This is a genomic window from Novosphingopyxis iocasae (assembly GCF_014334095.1).
GTDB lineage: Bacteria > Pseudomonadota > Alphaproteobacteria > Sphingomonadales > Sphingomonadaceae > Novosphingopyxis > Novosphingopyxis iocasae.
On record NZ_CP060495.1, the window covers coordinates 1,907,153 to 1,926,047 of the forward strand.

An 18,895-nucleotide genomic window follows, 5' to 3' on the forward strand; every position below is an offset into this window, starting at 1 on the left:
AGTGCCCCCGGAGACTTCGGCACTCCCAGGCTCGCTAGCACGCGCGGCACTATCTGGAACCGTCGCGCCTACTCCGTCGCGCCCTTCATGATTTCCTCTTTGATCTGCTTGCGCCAGCGCGGCTCCGGCACGTCTCCGCCACCCGGCCAGCCTTCTCGCTGCTCGCCGCGCACGCCGTCGATATCTTCTGTCTGATCGTGGAACAGATGGACGTGCGTTTCATAAGGCATGTCGATCCCCGCCTCGTCGAGCGCATATTTGATCGCGCGGATCACCTCGGCGCGCGTTGCCACCAAATCTTCGCGGAGGCTCTTGGTCCACCAGCGCACGCGGATGGTGACCCAGCTTGCCGCCAGGTCCCAGGTCAGCACGTCGATGCCATGTTCGCTGTCGACATGTTCGCAGGCATCGACCGCGCGGCGAATCACATCGCGCGCGGCATCAAGATCGTCGCCATAGCCGATGCCGACATCATATTCCGCGCGCCGCGTGGCATAAGCGGTCTTCACCACCACGCTGTTGGTATAGACCGTGCTGTTGGGGATCACGATGCGCTGGCCGTCATAGGTGCGGATGTTGGTGGCGCGGGTCTTGATCGATTCCACCGTGCCGACATGCGTATCGACCTCGATCTGGTCGCCCACGCGGAAGGGCTGACGCAGCAGGATGAGGAGGCCAGCCAGCCAGTTCTGCAGAATATCCTTGAAGGCAAAGCCGATCGCGATGGAGCTGACGCCGAGCCCCGCCACCAGATCGCCCGGATTGAGGCTGGGCATCACGATGGTGAGCGCGATGAGGAGACCCCAAAGGATCAGCGCCCATTTCACGAGCGAGCCCAGCACTGCCCCCAGATCGCTGCGCTGCCGCGCCGCCAGGCTGCGACGGACGATCTGCCCCAGTGCATAGGCCAACAGCAGGAACAGCAGGAACGTGATGCCCGCGGCCACGAAATTGGGCCAGTTGAGATCGATCCAGTCCAGCCATCCACTGACCTTATCCACCGCCGCATTGGGATCGAGGGCGTTGCGGGTCGGGGCGGCGGCGGCAAGCATCGTGTGATCGATCATGCGGAACCAACCGTCCGCAGCCCCAAGCGTTCCGGCCCCGTAACGGGAACCGAAATCCCCGCCCGCCATTGATCGACGTGAACATTCAAAGCACCGACGGAGCTCTCATGACCGATATTTTCGAACGCCTGAAACAGGACCACGACCGCCATCGCGAGATGCTCGAAAAAATCGGCGACACCAGCGGCGACAGCGCCGACCGTGAAGAGCTGTTCAAGAAGTTTCGGATCGAAGTGACTGCCCATGCGGCAGCCGAGGAAGAGTCGCTCTATGCCGTGATGCTGCAGGATCCTGATATGCGCGAAGAAGGCACGCACTCCGTGTCCGAGCATAAGGAGATCGACGATTTTCTAGAGGAGCTCCAGGAAACCGACATGTCCAGCCCCGGCTGGATCGCCACGTTCAAGAAGATGCGTCACCGGTACGAGCATCATATCGATGAGGAGGAAGAGGATATCTTCCCGGTGGCGAAGAAAGAGCTCGACAAGGGCGTGCCCGAAGACCTCGCCGCCAAGTTCGAGGAGCGCAAGCCCGCCGAGAAGGAGCGCGCCGAGAAGGGCGAGAAGAACGAAGCGCTGGACTGATGCAATCGGGGGTTGCGGCATCCCGCGCCCCCATTACACCGGCTTTCATGAGCCTATCCGAACTTCTGAACACATTTCGTGCGAATGACCTTTCCGTAGCCGTCCCTTCAGGCTGGATGCAGGGTCGCACCGCTTATGGCGGCCTCTCCAGCGCCATCGCGCTGGAAGCGGCACGAACGATCGAGGACGATTTGCCGCCTCTGAAGAGCGGGCAGATCGCGTTCGTCGGCCCTATCGCCGAGACAGTGACCGCCAAGCGCCGCCTGCTCCGCCGCGGCAAGAACACGGCCTTCGTCCAAGTCGAGCTGGAAAGCCAAGGCGGGATCGGGATGATCGCCAGCTTCATCTTCATGAACGGCCGTGAAAGTTCGATCGCTTTCGACCTCGTTCCGAACATCGAGCTGCCACCGCTTCCGTCCGACGAGGAAACGCGCAGCGGCCCGCCGGAATTCTTCACCTCCCAACTCGATTATCCCGACAAGCGGCTGGAGCTGGGCAAGGGCAATGTGCATCTAGCCAATTGGCACCGTTTGAAAGAGCGCGAGGGGCTCGATCCAATGGTCGAGCTGATGGCGATCGGCGACGCGCTGCCTCCCGCGGCTATGGGCGCGATGGAAAAGCCCGGGCCGGTCAGCAGCATGAACTGGCAGTTCAACCTCCTCACCGATGCCCCCGAAACCACGGACGGCTGGTGGTGGGTCGATGCCGAGGGCCATCAGGCCGTCGATGGATCGAGCAGCCAATATATGTCGCTGCGCAATGCCGACGGCCGGCCGGTGATGATGGGGATGCAGTCGGTCGCGATTTTCGTCTGACCGGCGCCCCCACCCTTCATTTGCCCAGATAGCGCCTTTCCGCTTCCAGCATATAATCGCGCGAAAGCGGCAATGCGCGCCGTTCGCGGACGAACTGGATCTGATAATTGCACATGCCCCCGCCTTCGAAGGCCGCGGCGGCACCTGCCAGATAGAAAATCCACATCCGGTAGAAGCGCTCGTCATACATGGCGACGACCTTGTCCTTCTGCGCCACCACCCGCTCATACCAAGCGCGCAGCGTATATCCGTAGTGAAGCCGCAGCGTCTCGATATCGCTGTGGATCAGCTTGGTCTTCTCGCTCGCCACCAGCGTTTCCGACAGCGCGGGGATATAACCGCCAGGGAAGATATATTTGCGCGTGAATGCATCAGTTGCACCCGGCCCGCCAAAACGCCCGATGGTGTGGATCAGCGCCACACCGTCCGCCTTCATCAGCTTGCGCAGGCAGGCGAAATAGGTTTCGAAATTGGGCTGGCCCACATGTTCGAACATGCCGATCGAGACCACCCGGTCGAAGCTCTCCGGCTCACGCGCTGCCAAATCGCGATAATCGACCAGCTCGAACGTCACCCGGTCTGCCACGCCCGCCTTCTCGGCGCGCTCCTGGGCCAAGGCCAGCTGCTCGGTGCTCAATGTGATGCCGTGGACGCGGATGTCCATTAGCGAGGCAAGATACAGCGCCGTGCCGCCCCAGCCGCAGCCGATATCGAGCACCCGCTGCCCCGGCTCCAGCGCCAGCTTGGCCGCGATATGCGCCTTTTTGGCGGTCTGCGCCTCTTCCAGCGTCATGCCCTCTTCGGGCCAATAGGCGCAGCTATACTGCATGTCCTCATCCAGCCAGAGCCGGTAGAAATCATTGCTGAGATCGTAATGATGCGCGACGTTCTGGCGCGATCGGCCGATGCCGTTGACCTGATCCGCGCGGCTCAGCAGCCACTCGCCCGCACGCGCCAGCGGCTTGCGCGCGCCCACCTCGGCCCCGGCCTCCCAGGGCGCGTTGCGGCGCACCAGCATGATCAGATCCCAGATATCGCCCTCTTCGACGGTGACGCTGCCGTCCATATAGGCTTCGGGCATGCCGAGATTGGGATTGGTGACGATCCGCCGCTCCGCTTTCTTGTCGTGAAAGCGCAAGGCGACGTCGGGCCAGCCGGCGGTCCGTATGCCGAAGCGTTCGACGCTGCCGTCGGGCCAGAAAAACGCAAGAGTGCCGCGTTCGATGCGCGAGCCGATGATCCGTCCAAGCAAACTCATGTCAGGGCATTTAGCGTTCCCCTCCCATTTTACCACCGCTTGACGCGAGCGCGCACCGCCCCGCCATACCGGTCTTTCGAAATGCTTTGACGCAGCCCCCATCGCTGTTAGCTCTATGGCCGATAAAGGAGAGGCCGAATGGCAAGCAAGGCGGCGGATTTCGCCGAAACAGTGATGCCGGGCGTCAGCCCGCGGGCGCGCAAGATCACGCTCGCCCTGCTCACGATTACATATTTTTTCAGCTATATGGACCGGCAGATCCTCTCGATCCTGATCGAGGATATCAAGGCCGATCTCGTCCTCACGGACACGCAGATCGGCATTGTCGCCGGCCTTGCCTTTGCCGTATTCTACGCGACGCTCGGCATACCGGTTGCATGGCTGGCCGATCGCAAGAATCGCCGCAATATCATCTCTGTGGCTTTGGCGTTGTGGAGCGGAGCTACCGCACTGTGCGGATTCGCGAACAATTTCGTCCATCTGCTCCTCGCCCGGATCGGGGTGGGGATCGGCGAAGCCGGGTCCAGCCCGCCCAGCCATTCAATGATCGCCGATCTTTACGGGCCCAAGAAGCGCGCGGGCGCCCTCGCCATCTACTCGCTCGGCGTTACGCTGGGCGCGGCAATGGGTACCATTCTGGGCGGCACGATCGCGCATTTTTACGGCTGGCGCATGGCGTTCTTCGTCATCGGCCTGCCCGGCATTCTGCTGGCCATCGCGGTGCGCCTGTTCGCAGTCGAGCCCCCGCGCGGCATGTCGGACGCCGCGCAGACGGTGGCCGACGATAGCAGCCCCAGCCTGTGGGACGGCTTCCGCGCCCTTTGGCAGAACCGCGCCGCGCGCCATCTGGTAGCGGGCGTCACCATCACCTCGATGATCGGCTACGCGCTCACCTCCTGGGGCCCGGCTTATTATATCCGCAGCTTCGGCTTCGATAAGCTGGAGATCGCGCTCTACATCGCGCCCATTCTGGCGGTCGCGGGCGTCGCCGGGACCGTCGGCGGCGGCAAACTGGCCGACCGGCTGGCCGAACGCCATGGCTTGCACAGCCAAAGCATGATGATTGCAGTGGGCAAAACCGCGGCCCTGCCCTTTCTCTTCGCGCTCTATCTGCTGCAGGACGCCTGGTGGGCCATGGCGAGCTACTTCATCGCGCTGCTGTTCCAGAGCTGTTATCTCGGCCCCACCTTCGCGCTGATCCAGGGGCTTGCACCGCTTAAGATGCGGGCCGTCTGGGCGGCGATCACGCTGCTCGTCATCAACCTGATCGGGCTCGGTGCCGGGCCGACCGCGATCGGGATATTGTCCGATGTGTATCGCGGTGCTTTCGGTGAGGAGTCGCTGCGCTACGCCCTGCTGACCGGCGCCGCGTTCACACCCTGGGCGGTGTGGCACTATTGGCGCGCGGGCAAGGCGCTGAAGGAAATGGAGCGCGCCGCCGCCTAAGCCTCGCTTTCTCCTTCCAGCAGAACGCGCGGACCGGCACCCTTGGCCGCCCATGCGTCGCCTGGATTGTAGAGCGCGCATTTCTTCAGGCTGAGGCAGCCGCAGCCGATGCAGCCGGTGAGGTCCGCGCGCATTTTTTCCAGCGCCGCGATGCGCCGGTCGAGCACCTGCGCAATCCGGCGGCTGCTGCGTTCCCAGTCCCGCGCCGTCGGTGCCCGATCTTGCGGAAGCTTGGCGAGTTCGGCGCCAATCTCTTCGATCGTCAGGCCCAGCCGCTGCGCGATCAGCACGAAGCTGAGCCGCCGGGTATCCGCGCGGCGGAAGCGGCGGCGGTTGCCGCCATCGCGCTGCGGATGCACCAGCCCCCGCTCCTCGTAAAAGCGGATCGCCGAAACCGAGAGGCCGGTGCGCCGGGCCAGATCGCTTATACCAAGTAAGTCGCTTGCTCTCATCGATTTTTCCGTTCGCCAAATCGTTTGACCTCAACTTAGCTTGAGGTCGCACATGTTGCCAAGCGGTTCGCATCGGGCGGCCGTAACGAACAGGAGACAGGCACATGGAAACGGCAATCGACAGGATCTGGGACGGGCTGGCGATCAGGGACGAACGAGCGAAAGCAACGCCCGCACGGGATCGGCGGCGCATTCGGCTCGAAGCGGACGACGCCGCCATTCTGGCGCATTTGTTCAGCCTGAAGGCGTGAAGGGAGGAGCGATCATGACCGACGCTTTCATCGAACATATCAACATCACCGTCACCGATCCGGATGAAGCCGCCGAAAAGCTTAGGCAGATCTTCGGCTGGGCGGAACGCTGGCGCGGCCCCGCGCTGAACGGTGGACGCACGATCCATCTGGGCAGCAGCGATCACTATCTTGCGCTCTATAGCCCCAAGGACGCCCCCGCCGTGCGCTTCCCCAAGGGCGCGCCATTGCAGCATATCGGCGTGGTGGTGGACGATCTGGACGCGGCCGAGTCCCGCGTATCCGCGGCGGGCTATCGACCATTCAACCATGGCGATTACGAACCCGGACGGCGCTTCTACTTTCTTGGCCCCGACGACATCGAGTTCGAGGTGGTGAGCTACGCCTGAAACGCGGCGGGGCCGCACTGGCCAAGCGACGGGCACATCTTTATGCGCGCCAGCATGAGCACGCATTTCTATGAGCCCGCCGCCGGTCACGGCCTGCCCCACAACCCGTTCAACGCCATCGTCGCGCCGCGCCCGATCGGCTGGGTGGGCACGGTAAGCGAGGCGGGTGTCCACAACCTGGCACCTTACAGCTTCTTCAACGCGTTCAACTACGTGCCCCCGATCGTCGGCTTCTGCAGCGTGGGCGACAAGGATTCGCTCAAAAATGTGCGCGAGGTGCCGGAATTCAGCTGGAACCTCGCCACCTGGGCGCAGCGCGAGCAGATGAACGCGAGTTCGGCCGGGCTGGACCACGGCACTAGCGAATTCGAAGCGGCGAAGATCGATGTGGCGGAGCCGAAATTGATCCGCCCCAAGCTCGTCGCTGATGCGCCCGTCAAATTCGAATGCCGCGTGACCCAGATCGAGCAGCTCAAGACCGCGAGCGGGGACGACGTGCCCAGCTGGCTGATCCTGGGCGAAGTCGTGGGCGTCCATATCGACGAAACGATGCTGGAAGACGGCATCTACCAGACCGCCCGCGCGCGCCCGATCCTGCGTGGCGGCGGCCCCGGGGACTATTTCACCATCACCGACAACGACAAGTTTTTCATGCCCCGCCCCGACTGATCGATTCGTTCGATTGATACAGCAGTTTGTGATCCTAAGGTCGCGAATGTTCCGATACGGGGGGCCCCTTTTCCTCCGGCCGCAAGCTGAGCGGCAAAGCGAAGCAGGGCGGCGGGGCAAGCGGGGCATAACCGCAGTTTAGCGCCTCACGCCTTCTGTAGGACAGCACTTCAGACGCGGCGGCGGGCGATCAGCAACATTGCGGCGGCGATGGTGGCAGCGAACAGCGCGCCCTCCAGCATACTGGTGGCGATCCGCGTGAAGACGCCGAAGCCGTTTTCCCCGAACAACCCGCCGATGGCATCCAGCGACAGCTTCGATCCGGTGATGCGATCGGCGAACAGATCGAGGCTGCCGCCCATCAACCGTCCTCCCGCCAGCGCGATCGCGAGGCCTGCCGATGCGCCCACCGCGCCTGCCGCGGCGACGCCGACTTCCACCGGTTTACGCGCGAGGTGATGGAGCGCCAGCCAGACACCCAGCCCCACCGCAGCGCCGAGCAGCGCTCCCTCCGGTGCGCCGGTGATATTGCCGGGCGATCGGCCCAGCATCAGTTGAAAGGCGTCGAGGCCGAGCAGACGCGTCAAGCCGCCGATCACGAGCCCGCCCAGCGCGCCGCCGAGCGTCAGCCGCATCCACTGCGCGCCGCGCCCGCGCCCTTCCGCCACCGCGATACCGAAACACACCGCCGCCGCGCCCAGCGCCGCGACCATCAGCGTCACGCTGGCGATCACCACCAACACCGAGAGCGAACCCATGCCCGGCGTTACCGTCGCGCCGAAGCCGTAGAATAAGCCGCCCACCAATCCGGCCAGTGCTCCGCCGAGCGTTCCCGCTCCCCAGAGCTGCAACAAAGCGGTCCAATCGCGCCCGCTTTCTGGCGCGGCCCAACTCTCTCCTGCTCGCAGCGCTTCCGGCGCGGCAGGCTCGACCGACGCGATGAAGCGATAGCCATGCTTCGGCACCGTCTCGATAAAACTTGGATCGCTCGCGCTGTCGCCGAGCAGGCGGCGGAGGGTGCGGATGCATTGGGTCAACGCCTCGTCGGTGACGGGCACGCCGCGCCAGACCTCTTCATGAAAGCGGTCCTTCGTCACGAGCGATCCGGCCTCCGCCACCAATAGGGCGAGCGCATCGAAATAGCGGTTGGAGCAATCGAGCGGCACGCCATCTTCGGTCAGCGTGCGATCTGCCGGTTCGAGAACGAACCGGCCGAATTGCACGGGACTTCCGTTCGATTTCACCAATTGCTCAGCCCTTCCTCATGACGCTCATGACCTGCCGCGGCCAAATAGCGGCTCCCCTTTCGATGAGGAGACGTACTGCAATGACCGACGACGCGCTACGGCGCCCGCCCTACAACTTTCGCCGTGCGATCATCTGGATCGCGATCATCACCGCCCTCCTCTGCATCCCGCTGATTGCGATGCAATTGACCGGAGAAGTGGACTGGACCGCCGGAGACTTCGTCTTCGCAGGCCTGATCTTCGGCGCGGTGGCGACCGGATATGAGCTTGCCGCACGCGCCGCGCCCAATGGCTGGTATCGGCTGGGCGCGGGGCTGGCGCTGCTGATCGGCCTGTTCACCGTCTGGAGCAACCTTGCGGTCGGTATCGTCGGTAGCGAGGACAATGCCGTCAATCAGATCTTCTTCCTGATCCCGCTGGCAGCGATCATCGGTACGGCGTTCGTTCGGGGACGGGCGGACGGCATGGCCAAAGTGATGGGCGTGGCTGCTCTGCTTCAATTGCTCACCGTTCCCACTGCCATCCTGTGGGATCAGCGCGTGATCATATTCCTGATCGTCCTGTCCGTCGGCTGGCTGGCCTCGGCTTGGTGTTTCCGCCGCGCGGCGCGATGATCAGTCGGCCTTGCGCAAGGTGAGCGCGAGCCATTCGCGCCTCACGCCATCGCTGCCCTTCGCGGTATAGCGATCGGTATCGAGAACTCTGAAACCTGCCGCGGCATATCGCTCCTGCAGCCATGCGGCGGTAGGTAGGTTCGTCCAACGCCCCAAGGGATCGCGCCCCTCATCCGGATGGCATTCATCCGCCAGCTTGTAATTGGCGAAATGCAGTCCGCCGGGCTTCAGCGCGGCGTGGATGCGGGCGAGAATAGCGGGCAGCGCCGCGCGCGGCACGTGCAACAGCGATGCGTGAGCCCAGACGGCATCATACTTCTCCACGGCGTCCAATTGATCGAAGCGCATCATCCGTGCGCCGACGCCGAAGCGCTCGTTCGCCTTGCGCACCATCGCTTCGGTGCCGTCGGTCGCATCCAGCGCGAACCCGCGCCGGACGATGTGCGCGGCATCGAGCCCCACACCGCAGCCCAGTTCCAGCACCTGCGCACCCGGCGCAAGGCGATCCAGGAAAGGATCGAGGTGCCGGTGACGGTCCTGCGCCGTGCTCGCGGTGTAGCGCGGAGCCGCCGCCTGATAATAAGCGATGGTCTCCGCGTCGAAGCTCATCGGCCCTTCAGATGCTCGGCCAGGAAAGCGAGCGTCGCAGGCCAGATCTCCTGCTGCGCAGCGAGCGTCGCTTCGTCGGAGCGAAATTCGCCTTCGGTTCGCTGAACGCCGGTGCCGGACAATGCGTGGCCCGCGCCCGGATAGATCAGCGCGACCGTTTCCAGCCCGCCTGCCTCGGCGCGGCGTTCGGCAATGTTCTGCGCCATTCCGCCCGAATTCCAGGTGTTGTCTGCATCGCCGCCCGCCACCAGCACCGGCTCGTCGATATCCTCCACCTGGATGCGCGCGGCGGGCACCCGATCGGGATTGGCCCGGCGTCCGGAATCCTGCGGGGTGCGCAGGCGCACGACTGCACCGGGGATCGCATATTTCGCGAACTCCTCTTCCATGCCGAGATAGGGCACGAAGGGCAGCGGCTCGCCCTGCCAGGAGAAACTGCTGACCTCGCCGGGCTTTGCCTGCGGGCCCCAGCCCTCCCAGATCACATCGCTCGGCACGATCGCGACGACGGCGGCGAACCCGTCGATCCGGCTGGCCCCGGCAAGAACGAACTCCGCTCCCTTCGACACGCCGTACAGTCCGATCGCATCTGCTTTCACATCATCACGTTTGCGCAACCAGTTTTGCGCGATGGCAAGCTTTTCGAGCGGGATAGAATCGAACGCCTCGGGCAAGTCCGGCAACTGCTTGGCCGGGGGGAGATAGGCAGGCGAATAATAGGGCAGGCCGAGCACCGCATAGCCCTGTTCGATGAAGCGCGGGGCCGAGCCGCGCGACCCCGTGTCGCCGCCTTCGCTACCGCCGAGCACGATCAGCACCGGGAAGGGGCCGTCGCCCTCGGGCGTCGCGAAATAGGCATAGGGCAGTTCGTCTCCGACCATGATCTCGGTCGGGGCGACGGGCAGGCCGGGATCGGCCGACGCCGGCACCGAAAGCCCCAGACCGCAAGCCGCGAGAATTGTCAGAAACGTGCGCAAACTATACCTCCCTTAGTGTATTAGGAAGGCATTACACTTATGCACGACCGTTTCAAGCGGCGGTTGCAGCTTCCGCAGCCTCGCGGTCCCGCTCGGCCCGGCTCTTCTTCGTCGCCTGCGTTTTCAGCTGGCCGCAGGCGGCGTCGATATCACGGCCACGCGGGGTACGCACCGGCGCGCTGATGCCGCCTTCGAAGATGATGTTGCTAAATGCACGGATGCGTTCCGGCGTGGAGCATTCGTAGGGTGCGCCTTCCCAAGGATTGAACGGGATGAGGTTCACCTTGGCCGGCAGACGGTAATGCTTCAGCAGGCGCACCAGCTCGCGCGCGTCATCATCGCTGTCGTTCTTGTCCTTCAGCATCACATATTCGAACGTGATGCGGCGGGCATTGTTCGCGCCGGGATAGTCGGCGCAGGCCTGCAGCAGCTCCTCGATGCCGTATTTCTTGTTGATGGGCACGATCTCGTCGCGGATGTCCTTCGTCACCGCATGGAGCGAGACGGCCAGGTTCACGCCGATTTCCTGCCCGCAGCGCTCCATCATCGGCACAACGCCGCTCGTCGAAAGCGTGATGCGCCGCTTGGACAGCGCCAGACCGTCGCCATCCATCACCACTTTCAGTGCATCGCGCACATGATCGAAATTATAAAGCGGCTCGCCCATGCCCATCATCACGATGTTGGTGAGCATGCGGCCATCGGCGGTGTAGGCCGCCTGGTCGCTCTCTTCGTCCATATCGCCCACGGCCATGTTGCCGCGCGGCCATTCGCCCAGCGCATCGCGCGCCAGCATGACCTGGCCCACGATCTCGCCCGGCGTCAGGTTGCGCACCAGCCGCATCGTGCCCGTATGGCAGAAACGGCAGTTGAGCGTGCAGCCGACCTGGCTGGAAACGCACAGAGTGCCGCGGTCCGCATCCGGGATGAACACCATCTCGAATTCGTGCCCATCGACCGACTTCAGCAGCCACTTGCGCGTGCCGTCGGTGGACACCTGCGCCTCGACCACGTCCGGGCGGCCGATCACGAAGCGCTGCGCCAGCCAGGGGCGCATGGTCTTGGCGATATCGGTCATGCCGTCGAAGTCGGTTGCGCCGCGATGGTAGATCCAGTGGAACACCTGCTTGGAGCGCAGCTTGGCCTGCCGCTCATCCAGCCCGGCGGCGGAAAAGGTGTCGCGAATTTCCGCACGGCTCAGGCCCAGCAGGTCCACACGCCCATCCTCGCGTGCGGTGACGTTGCGGGGAACGGGCACGGGATCGAAATGCCCTGCGATGGGCATGGCGGTGGTCATACTGTCGGACATGACCGTCAATATACGTGTTCCGGCAGCGTTTGGGAAGCGGTGGCCTCGTGAGGCTTTTATCGCGAAAGGCAGCTGAGCCGCGCGGCGTCGATCGCGCTAGGCGCGCCGGCGAGCGCATAAGCATCGACGATCGGGCGCCCTTGCACATCCGTGCCCTCCAAGCTCATTGCATTGGCCATGCGCAGTGCGGAGAGGATCGCGCGGTCGGTTGCCGCCTTTGCGGCCAACGCCTCACGCCCCTTGCCGGTCAGCCGGAACCGGCGTCCCCCCAGCGTCACCGTCAGGCTGGTTCCGGCGCGCCGTTCCCGGCTGAGGCGGGCATAGAAGCGAGGTAGCCCGCCTCTAGCGAACGCGAACCCCGCATAAGCGCGCGCCGTCTCGCTACCCGCGACGCGTTCGGGGCGGGCGATCGCATAGCATTCCTGTTCCTGCGCGAATGCCCCCCACCCTTCGAACACGCCGAGAGCTTCCTGCGCAGCCAGCGGCGTGGCCATCAGGAGCGGCAGGAGGGCGAACATGGCACGCCTCATCCCTTTTCGCCCTCACCTTTCCCCATTACGATCACCTCTTCCACGCCATCCCGGACCATCACCATGCTGCCTTGCGGCAGGCCCGGCGCGATCGGCGCGTCGAAACCGTCCAGATCGGGCAGGCCGCACAGGATGCCGCGCAGCACGCGGCTGGTCATGCCGTGGCTGATAATCAGCATATCATTTTCGAATGCCTGTTCCGCGATCCATGCATTGAGCCGCGCAGCGATATCACCATAGTTTTCCGCATCCTCGGGCAGCCGCACGAACAGCCGTTGCTGCACATCGATCACCGGTCCCTCGGCCATCAGATCGCGATAATAACGCCCACCCCATCTGCCCACATCGATCTCGGCGAGCCGCGGGTCTGTCGTCGCCTCATGCCAGTCCCGCCCGATCGCTTCGGCCACGATGGCGAGCGTCTGGAGCGCGCGGCCGGTATCCGAAGCCACCAGATCGAGCGGCCCGTTCCACTCGCCGAGCCAGCGGGCCAGCCCGTCCCCCATCGCCAGCGCTTGGGCAAACCCGCGCGCGGTGAGCGGCGTATGCGCATGGGTTCCCTGAAGACGCCCGGCAGCGTTGAACACCGTCTCGCCATGCCGGGCGATAAACAGCTTTAATCCTTTTTTAATCAATTGTTTCACCCGACTTTGTGATCATTATGCAACAGGGTTTCGTTGTATCAGGTTCATGAAACAAACCGGCCAACCCCTCCGTTTTCCCGTCCGTGACACGCCCACAAAGGGCAGCACGAATAATAACGGAGTAACAAAATGCGTAAGATCTATCTCCCCCTCATTCTCGCCGCCGGTGCGGCTGCCACGCCTGCTCTTGCCCAGAGCGCGACCGCCGGCCCGTTCACCGGTCCGCGCGTCGAAGCCACGCTTGGCTATGACAATGTCACCGCCGGTAGCGATGTCGACAGCAATTTCGAGAATGACGACCAGTCGATCGACGGCCTGCTCTACGGTGCCGGCGTCGGGTACGACTTCAACGTCGGCGGCGTCGTCCTGGGCGTCGAGGGTGAATATACCGACAGCACCGCGAAGGTGGACTACAACAACCCCGATCCGAACACCTTCGGCTTCGGCCGCGTCGATGCGGGCCGTGACCTGTATGTCGGTGCGCGCGCCGGTGTGCTCGCCGACCCGCAGACGCTCGTCTACGTGAAGGGCGGCTACACCAATGCCCGCCTGAACCTGCTGGCGAACGACGGCGAAACCGAACTCGATCGCAACTATGAGCTCGACGGCTTCCGCGTCGGTGCGGGTGTGGAACGCGCCTTCACGCCGAACACCTTCGGCAAGATCGAGTATCGCTACTCGAACTATAGCTCGGCCGATTTCGGCACCGGCCAGTCGACCCTAGTGGACGACTTCAAGGTCGATACGGACCGGCACCAGGTTGCGGTGAGCGTCGGCTATCGCTTCTAACTCAGGCTTTATCTAAAGCCTTATCCACGCGTTTCGGCGCGTGAACGGAGGCCGGGGCGCTTGCCCCGGCCTTTTTTCATGTTAGGACACCCCGGCAATCTTGCGCGGGGGACTCGCACTTCCGCGCGCGTCAACGACGTACCGGGGTAGAAGAGGGATCCATGAAAGCCACGATCGAGCGCGCCAGCCTGCTGAAGAGCCTGGGCCACGTCCAGTCGGTGGTCGAGCGCCGCAACACCATCCCCATCCTGTCCAACGTCCTGATCGAGGCGCGCGAAGGCGGCGGCCTGAAGCTGATGGCGACCGACCTCGACCTGCAGATCGTCGAGACCGCAGAGGCGCAGGTGGAGACGCCCGGCACCATCACGGTGAGCGCGCACACGCTGTTCGACATCGCCCGCAAGCTGCCCGACGGCAGCCAGGTGCGCTTCGAGGCGTCCGACGGGCGCATGGCCGTGCACGCCGGCCGCGCGCGCTTCTCCCTCGCCACCCTGCCGCGCGACGACTTCCCGGTGATCGCCGAGGGTGAGCTGCCGACCAGCTTCGAGCTTAGCGCCCAAGACCTCGTCGCCATCATCGACAAGACGCGCTTTGCGATCTCCACCGAGGAGACGCGCTACTACCTCAACGGCATCTTCCTGCACGTGGCCGAGGACGGCGAGCCCGTGCTGAAGGCCGCGGCCACCGATGGCCACCGCTTGGCCCGCGTCACCCTGCCCCGCCCGGACGGCGCGGAGGGCATGCCCGACGTCATCGTGCCGCGCAAATGCGTGGGCGAGCTCAGGAAGCTGCTCGACGAGAATGGCGAGGCCCGCGTGCAGGTGGACCTCAGCGCCTCCAAGATCCGCTTCACCCTGGGCAATGCGGTGCTGACCAGCAAGCTCATCGACGGCACCTTCCCGGACTACAACCGCGTGATTCCCACCGGCAACGACAAGCTCCTGAAGATCGACCCCAAGAGCTTTGCCGAGGGCGTGGACCGCGTGGCCACCATCGCCACGGAGAAGACGCGCGCCGTCAAGATGGCGCTGGGCGCGGACAAGATCACCCTGTCCGTCACCAGCCCGGAGAACGGCACCGCGGCCGAGGAAGTGCCCGGCGCGTACAGCGCGGACGGGTTCGAGATCGGCTTCAACGCGCGGTACCTGCTGGACATCCTGGGCGAGATCGAGGGCGACAGCGTGGAGCTGCATCTGGCCGACGCCAGCGCCCCCACGCTGATCCGCGAAGGCGACAAGGCCCGCGCGCTGTACGTGCTGATGCCCATGCGGGTCTGACCCGCTGGACTGACACGCCGGGTCTGACCCGCGCCAGCTTCACACTGCTTCACACTGTCCAGAGGCGGAATGTCTTGCCCGTTCCGTTCCGCTTGATTGCGAGTCCCGCAATGACGGAGAACGGACGCGCAGGCGTGGCGCATGACGAGGCGGGGCGATCGGTTCATAGTCAGCCCGCGATATAACCGATCCGGTACGCTGTAGGACAGCGCTTTCTCTGCGCCGTCACCCCTATCAAACCGCATGGACAACCCCCGGCCCGCCCCATAAAGTTGCGTGCATGAGTGGGGGAGTAGATAGCGCGAAGCTCGCGCAGTTGATCGCGGACTTCGAAGCGTCCGGCGGTTCGGAAATGGCGAACGCGCAGCTGTTTGTGGAGCGGCTGACCGGCGCGCTGGGCGTGGAACAACCGTCGCCCGCGCGCGAAGACACGCGCCAGAACGATTACGTCTTCGAACGCAACGTCACCTTCCGCCATCCCGGCGGCGGCACCACCACGGGCCGCATCGACTGTTACAAGCGCGACTGCTTCATCTGGGAAGCGAAGCAATCCGCCAAGCGCGAAAAGGCGCGCGCGACCGAGCAGCTGGAACTGGCGGGCGTGGAGACCAAGCAGAAGCTGGGCCATGCCAAGCGCGGCACCAAGAGCTGGGACAATGTGATGATCGCGGCCAAGCGGCAGGCGGAGGATTACGCCCGCTCCCTGCCGGACGATCACCCTTACCCGCCCTTCATCCTGGTCGCGGACATCGGCAATGTGATCGAGGTCTATGCCGATTTCAGCGGGCAGGGCCGCAACTACGCGCATTTCCCCGATCGCCAGTCCTACCGCATCTCGCTGGACGATTTGCTGGATACCAAGGTGCAGGATCGCCTGCGCGCGATCTGGACCGATCCGCACAGCCTCGATCCCGCGAAGATCAGCGCCGAGGTGACGGAGGACATTGCCGCGCGTCTCGCCAAGATCGCGCGCAGCCTGGAAAGACGGCACGCACCCAAGGACATCGCCGAATTCCTGATGCGCTGCCTGTTCACGATGTTCGCCGAGGATGTCGGCCTGCTGCCCGATACGGGTTTCGAAAAGCTGCTGGAACAGATGGTGGAGACGCCGGAGAATTTCGCGCCTGCGCTGGAGAGCCTGTGGCGCGTGATGGACGAAGGCGGCTACGCCCCGCATCTCAACGCCACGCTCAAACGGTTCAACGGTTCGCTGTTCAAGACGCGCACGGCATTGCAGCTGGACGCGGACGATATCCGCGAACTCTGGCTCGCCAGCCGCAAGGATTGGTGCGATGTCGAACCCGCAATCTTCGGCACGCTGCTGGAACGCGCGCTCGATACCAAGGAGCGCGGCAAGCTGGGCGCGCACTTCACCCCGCGCGTCTATGTGGAGCGGCTGGTGGTCCCCACCATTATCGAGCCGCTGCGCAGCGATTGGCAGGAGGTGCAGGCCCTCGTCACCGATCTGCAGAAGCAGGGTAAGGACGATGCGGCCATCGCCGCCGTGCGCGATTTCCACCATCGCCTGTGCACCACCCGCGTGCTCGATCCGGCCTGCGGCACGGGCAACTTCCTCTATGTCAGTTTGGAACTGATGAAGCGGCTCGAAGGCGAAATCCTCGAAACGCTGGAAGCGCTGGGCGATGACGAGGCGCGCCTGCTGCTCGATGGCGAGACCGTCAATCCACGCCAGTTCTACGGGCTGGAAATCAATCCGCGCGCCGTGCCGATCGCAGACCTGGTGCTGTGGATCGGCTTCCTCAAATGGCAGCTGCGCACGGTGGAGGTGAAGGACCTGCCCGAACCGATCCTGCACGCTTATGGCACCATCAAGCATCAGGACGCCCTGATCGCCTATGACAGCATGGAGATGCTGCGCGATGCAGACGGCACGCCGCTGAGCCGCTGGGACGGCGAGACGATGAAGCGCCATCCGATTACGGGCGAGGAGGTTCCCGATCCCGATGCGACGATGGAGCTGTACCGATATGTGAACCCGCGCCGCGCCGAGTGGCCGCAGGTCGAATTCATCGTCGGCAACCCGCCCTTCATCGGGGGCAAAGACATGCGCGCCGAACTGGGCGACGGCTATGCCGAGGCGGCATGGAAGGTGCGTGAAGGTGTGCCCGGCGGCGCGGATTTCGTGATGCATTTCTGGGACGAGGCGGCAACCCGCCTCCTCGCCAAGCCACCAAAGGGTGCGCAGGGCGAGAATCCGCTGCGCCGTTTCGGCTTCATCACCACCAATTCGATCACCCAGACCTTCAGCCGCCGCGTGGTGGAGCGGCACATGAATGCCAAGCTGCCGCTATCTTTGGTCTATGCGATCCCCGATCACCCCTGGCTGAAGGCGAGCGACAAGGCGGCGGTGCGCATTGCGATGACCGTCGCCGTGCGCGGTGAGCGGCAGGGCAAACTGGCGGAAGTGGTGCGCGAGAGCGGGCTGAACAGCGATACGCCCGAGGTGAAGCTGGAGACGGATGAGGGGAAGATTACGAGTGCGCTTCGGATCGGAGCCGATCTTTCCAAGCTCAGCGAGCTTATCTCTAACGAAGGTTTGGCTCACATGGGTGTGAAGCTGCACGGCGCTGGTTTCATTATCGACAGCCAAGACCAGTCCAAATTTCCCGATTCGCCCCTTATTAAAAAGTTCGTGAATGGTCGCGATATTGCCCAACGTTCTCGCGGTGCCTCAGTCATCGATCTCTACGGGTTAACTGACATTGAAATACAACGAGACCATCCGCAAATTTACCAGCGCGTCTTGGAGCAAGTTAAACCAGAGCGAGATCAGAACAATCGCGAAATATATCGCAAGAAGTGGTGGATTTGGGGCGAACCTCGATCCGAATGGAGAGAGGCGATTGCCGATCTAGACTTCTTTTTCGCGACGGCGCGAACTGCAAGGCATCGGCTATTTCTGACACTTCCAAATGATATCACCATCGAAAGCAAGGTCGTTGGACTGGCCATCGAAGGCAGCGCAAACCTCGCAATCCTGAGCTCAACGGCGCATACCTGTTTTGCATTTGCAACGGGTGGCTGGCTTGGCGTTGGCAATGACGCAACATATAACCACACCGGTTGTTTTAATCCCTTCCCCTTCCCCGCCCTCGCCGACGCCCAATCCGCCTATCTCGACCAGCTCGGCGAGCGGCTCGATGCGTTCCGCAAGGAGCGGCTGGCGGCGCACGATTTCCTCACCATGACGGACATGTACAATGTCCTCGAACGCTATCGCGAACTCGATGCCAAGGCCGATGTCGTTCCGCTGAGCGAGAAGGAACTGGACATCGCCAAGGCGGCCCAGATCACGGTGCTCAAGGAAATTCATGACGATATCGACGCACAAGTCTTCGCGGCCTATGGCTGGGAAGACCTCGGCAAGCGGCTGGTGGGCAAGCCCGGCGCGACCACGCCCAGCCCGCACAAGTCCGCAGACCAGGAAGCCGCCGAGGAGGAACTGCTCGTGCGGCTGGTCGCGCTCAATCAGGAGCGCGCGGCGGAGGAGAAGCGTGGGCAAGTGCGCTGGCTTCGCCCCGAATATCAGCGCCCACGCCTCGCCCATAAGGTGAAGGGGCAGGACGCGCTCGACATCGAACTGGTGGAAGCGGGCGTTGTCGAAGAGCGTGCCTGGCCCGCCAAGGATCTCGACCAGATTCGCGCGCTGCGCGATCTGCTGCACGAAGCCGAAGCGCCGCTGCCCGCCGATGCGCTCGCCACCCTGTTCAAGGGGCGCACGACGCCCAAGCGCAAGGCACGCGTCGCCGACGTTTTGGAGACGCTGGTGGCGACGGGCGCGGCGCGGCACACCGACGAAGGCTATTTCCTGCCGCGCTAGGCTCAAGGCCTCTGTAGTTTCGGGAGGTCCGGCGATGCAACTCGGCAACGCTCGGCGGGCAATCGCAGCGGGGCGGGGCTTGGCCCTTCCGCTGCGATTGCCTCATGCACTAGGGGGGTGGTTTGGG

The 18,895-nt window shown here is 63.8% G+C and carries 19 protein-coding genes; 10 read left to right on the forward strand and 9 right to left on the reverse strand.

Annotated features, from left to right (window positions below):
• Positions 1-68 precede the first annotated feature (68 nt).
• Entirely contained in the window at positions 69-1,067 is a 999-nt protein-coding gene (locus tag H7X45_RS09080) for a mechanosensitive ion channel family protein (protein WP_187334582.1), read from the reverse strand.
• Positions 1,068-1,174: 107 nt separating this feature from the next.
• Here H7X45_RS09080 and H7X45_RS09085 point away from each other — a divergent pair, with 107 nt between their 5' ends.
• Positions 1,175-1,651, forward strand: coding sequence for a hemerythrin domain-containing protein (locus tag H7X45_RS09085; protein ID WP_187334583.1), 477 nt, complete (start codon positions 1,175-1,177; stop codon positions 1,649-1,651).
• A 47-nt stretch (positions 1,652-1,698) separates the two neighbouring features.
• Positions 1,699-2,466 carry a thioesterase family protein gene (locus tag H7X45_RS09090; protein WP_187334584.1) on the forward strand — a complete coding sequence of 256 codons (768 nt, stop codon included), beginning with the start codon at positions 1,699-1,701 and terminating at the stop codon, positions 2,464-2,466.
• A 16-nt stretch (positions 2,467-2,482) separates the two neighbouring features.
• On the opposite strand, the gene H7X45_RS09095 is transcribed toward H7X45_RS09090, so the two are convergent.
• The gene (locus H7X45_RS09095; RefSeq protein ID WP_187334585.1) at positions 2,483-3,724 is read right to left on the reverse strand and encodes an SAM-dependent methyltransferase; all 1,242 of its coding nucleotides are present in this window, start codon (positions 3,722-3,724) and stop codon (positions 2,483-2,485) included.
• A gap of 138 nt (positions 3,725-3,862) precedes the next feature.
• On the opposite strand from H7X45_RS09095, the gene H7X45_RS09100 reads away from it, so the two are divergent.
• Positions 3,863-5,170, forward strand: coding sequence for a spinster family MFS transporter (locus H7X45_RS09100; protein ID WP_187334586.1), 1,308 nt, complete (start codon positions 3,863-3,865; stop codon positions 5,168-5,170).
• Here H7X45_RS09100 and soxR read toward each other — a convergent pair.
• Positions 5,167-5,622 carry a redox-sensitive transcriptional activator SoxR gene (soxR, locus tag H7X45_RS09105; RefSeq protein ID WP_187334587.1) on the reverse strand — a complete coding sequence of 152 codons (456 nt, stop codon included), beginning with the start codon at positions 5,620-5,622 and terminating at the stop codon, positions 5,167-5,169. The genes H7X45_RS09100 and soxR overlap by 4 nt on opposite strands.
• A gap of 104 nt (positions 5,623-5,726) precedes the next feature.
• Between soxR and H7X45_RS09110 the strand changes: the two genes are divergently transcribed.
• Genes H7X45_RS09110 through H7X45_RS09120 form a run of 3 tightly spaced genes read left to right on the forward strand, consistent with a single transcriptional unit; the run spans position 5,727 to position 6,931 of the window.
• The gene (locus tag H7X45_RS09110; protein WP_187334588.1) at positions 5,727-5,873 is read left to right on the forward strand and encodes a hypothetical protein; all 147 of its coding nucleotides are present in this window, start codon (positions 5,727-5,729) and stop codon (positions 5,871-5,873) included.
• Positions 5,874-5,887: 14 nt separating this feature from the next.
• Positions 5,888-6,262, forward strand: a complete 375-nt coding sequence (locus H7X45_RS09115; protein WP_187334589.1) for a VOC family protein — start codon at positions 5,888-5,890, stop codon at positions 6,260-6,262.
• A gap of 54 nt (positions 6,263-6,316) precedes the next feature.
• Positions 6,317-6,931 carry a flavin reductase family protein gene (locus H7X45_RS09120; protein ID WP_246449415.1) on the forward strand — a complete coding sequence of 205 codons (615 nt, stop codon included), beginning with the start codon at positions 6,317-6,319 and terminating at the stop codon, positions 6,929-6,931.
• 170 nt (positions 6,932-7,101) lie between these two features.
• Here H7X45_RS09120 and H7X45_RS09125 read toward each other — a convergent pair whose 3' ends face one another.
• Positions 7,102-8,175, reverse strand: coding sequence for a winged helix-turn-helix domain-containing protein (locus H7X45_RS09125; protein ID WP_246449867.1), 1,074 nt, complete (start codon positions 8,173-8,175; stop codon positions 7,102-7,104).
• An 83-nt stretch (positions 8,176-8,258) separates the two neighbouring features.
• Between H7X45_RS09125 and H7X45_RS09130 the strand changes: the two genes are divergently transcribed.
• Entirely contained in the window at positions 8,259-8,792 is a 534-nt protein-coding gene (locus H7X45_RS09130) for a hypothetical protein (protein ID WP_187334592.1), read from the forward strand.
• On the opposite strand, the gene H7X45_RS09135 is transcribed toward H7X45_RS09130, so the two are convergent.
• The 5 genes from H7X45_RS09135 to H7X45_RS09155 are packed head-to-tail and all read right to left on the reverse strand — an operon-like array spanning position 8,793 to position 12,861.
• On the reverse strand, positions 8,793-9,401 hold the full coding sequence (locus H7X45_RS09135; RefSeq protein WP_187334593.1) for a class I SAM-dependent DNA methyltransferase: 609 nt from the start codon (positions 9,399-9,401) through the stop codon (positions 8,793-8,795).
• Positions 9,398-10,378: an acyl-CoA thioester hydrolase/BAAT C-terminal domain-containing protein gene (locus H7X45_RS09140; protein WP_187334594.1), complete on the reverse strand. Its 981-nt coding sequence runs from the start codon at positions 10,376-10,378 to the stop codon at positions 9,398-9,400. Before H7X45_RS09140 ends, H7X45_RS09135 begins: the two co-directional genes overlap by 4 nt.
• Before the next feature lie 52 nt (positions 10,379-10,430).
• Entirely contained in the window at positions 10,431-11,687 is a 1,257-nt protein-coding gene (gene rlmN / locus H7X45_RS09145) for a dual-specificity RNA methyltransferase RlmN (RefSeq protein WP_187334595.1), read from the reverse strand.
• A gap of 56 nt (positions 11,688-11,743) precedes the next feature.
• A complete protein-coding gene (locus H7X45_RS09150) occupies positions 11,744-12,205 on the reverse strand; it encodes an invasion associated locus B family protein (protein ID WP_214645482.1) in 462 nt (153 codons plus the stop codon).
• 8 nt (positions 12,206-12,213) lie between these two features.
• Entirely contained in the window at positions 12,214-12,861 is a 648-nt protein-coding gene (locus tag H7X45_RS09155; protein WP_187334597.1) for a histidine phosphatase family protein, read from the reverse strand.
• Positions 12,862-12,990: 129 nt separating this feature from the next.
• Here H7X45_RS09155 and H7X45_RS09160 point away from each other — a divergent pair, with 129 nt between their 5' ends.
• The 3 genes from H7X45_RS09160 to H7X45_RS09170 all read left to right on the forward strand — a co-directional run bounded on the left by H7X45_RS09160 (position 12,991) and on the right by H7X45_RS09170 (position 18,768).
• Positions 12,991-13,650: an outer membrane protein gene (locus H7X45_RS09160; protein ID WP_187334598.1), complete on the forward strand. Its 660-nt coding sequence runs from the start codon at positions 12,991-12,993 to the stop codon at positions 13,648-13,650.
• A 161-nt stretch (positions 13,651-13,811) separates the two neighbouring features.
• Positions 13,812-14,927, forward strand: a complete 1,116-nt coding sequence (gene dnaN, locus H7X45_RS09165; protein WP_187334599.1) for a DNA polymerase III subunit beta — start codon at positions 13,812-13,814, stop codon at positions 14,925-14,927.
• 280 nt (positions 14,928-15,207) lie between these two features.
• The gene (locus H7X45_RS09170) at positions 15,208-18,768 is read left to right on the forward strand and encodes a class I SAM-dependent DNA methyltransferase (protein WP_187334600.1); all 3,561 of its coding nucleotides are present in this window, start codon (positions 15,208-15,210) and stop codon (positions 18,766-18,768) included.
• Positions 18,769-18,895 lie beyond the last annotated feature (127 nt).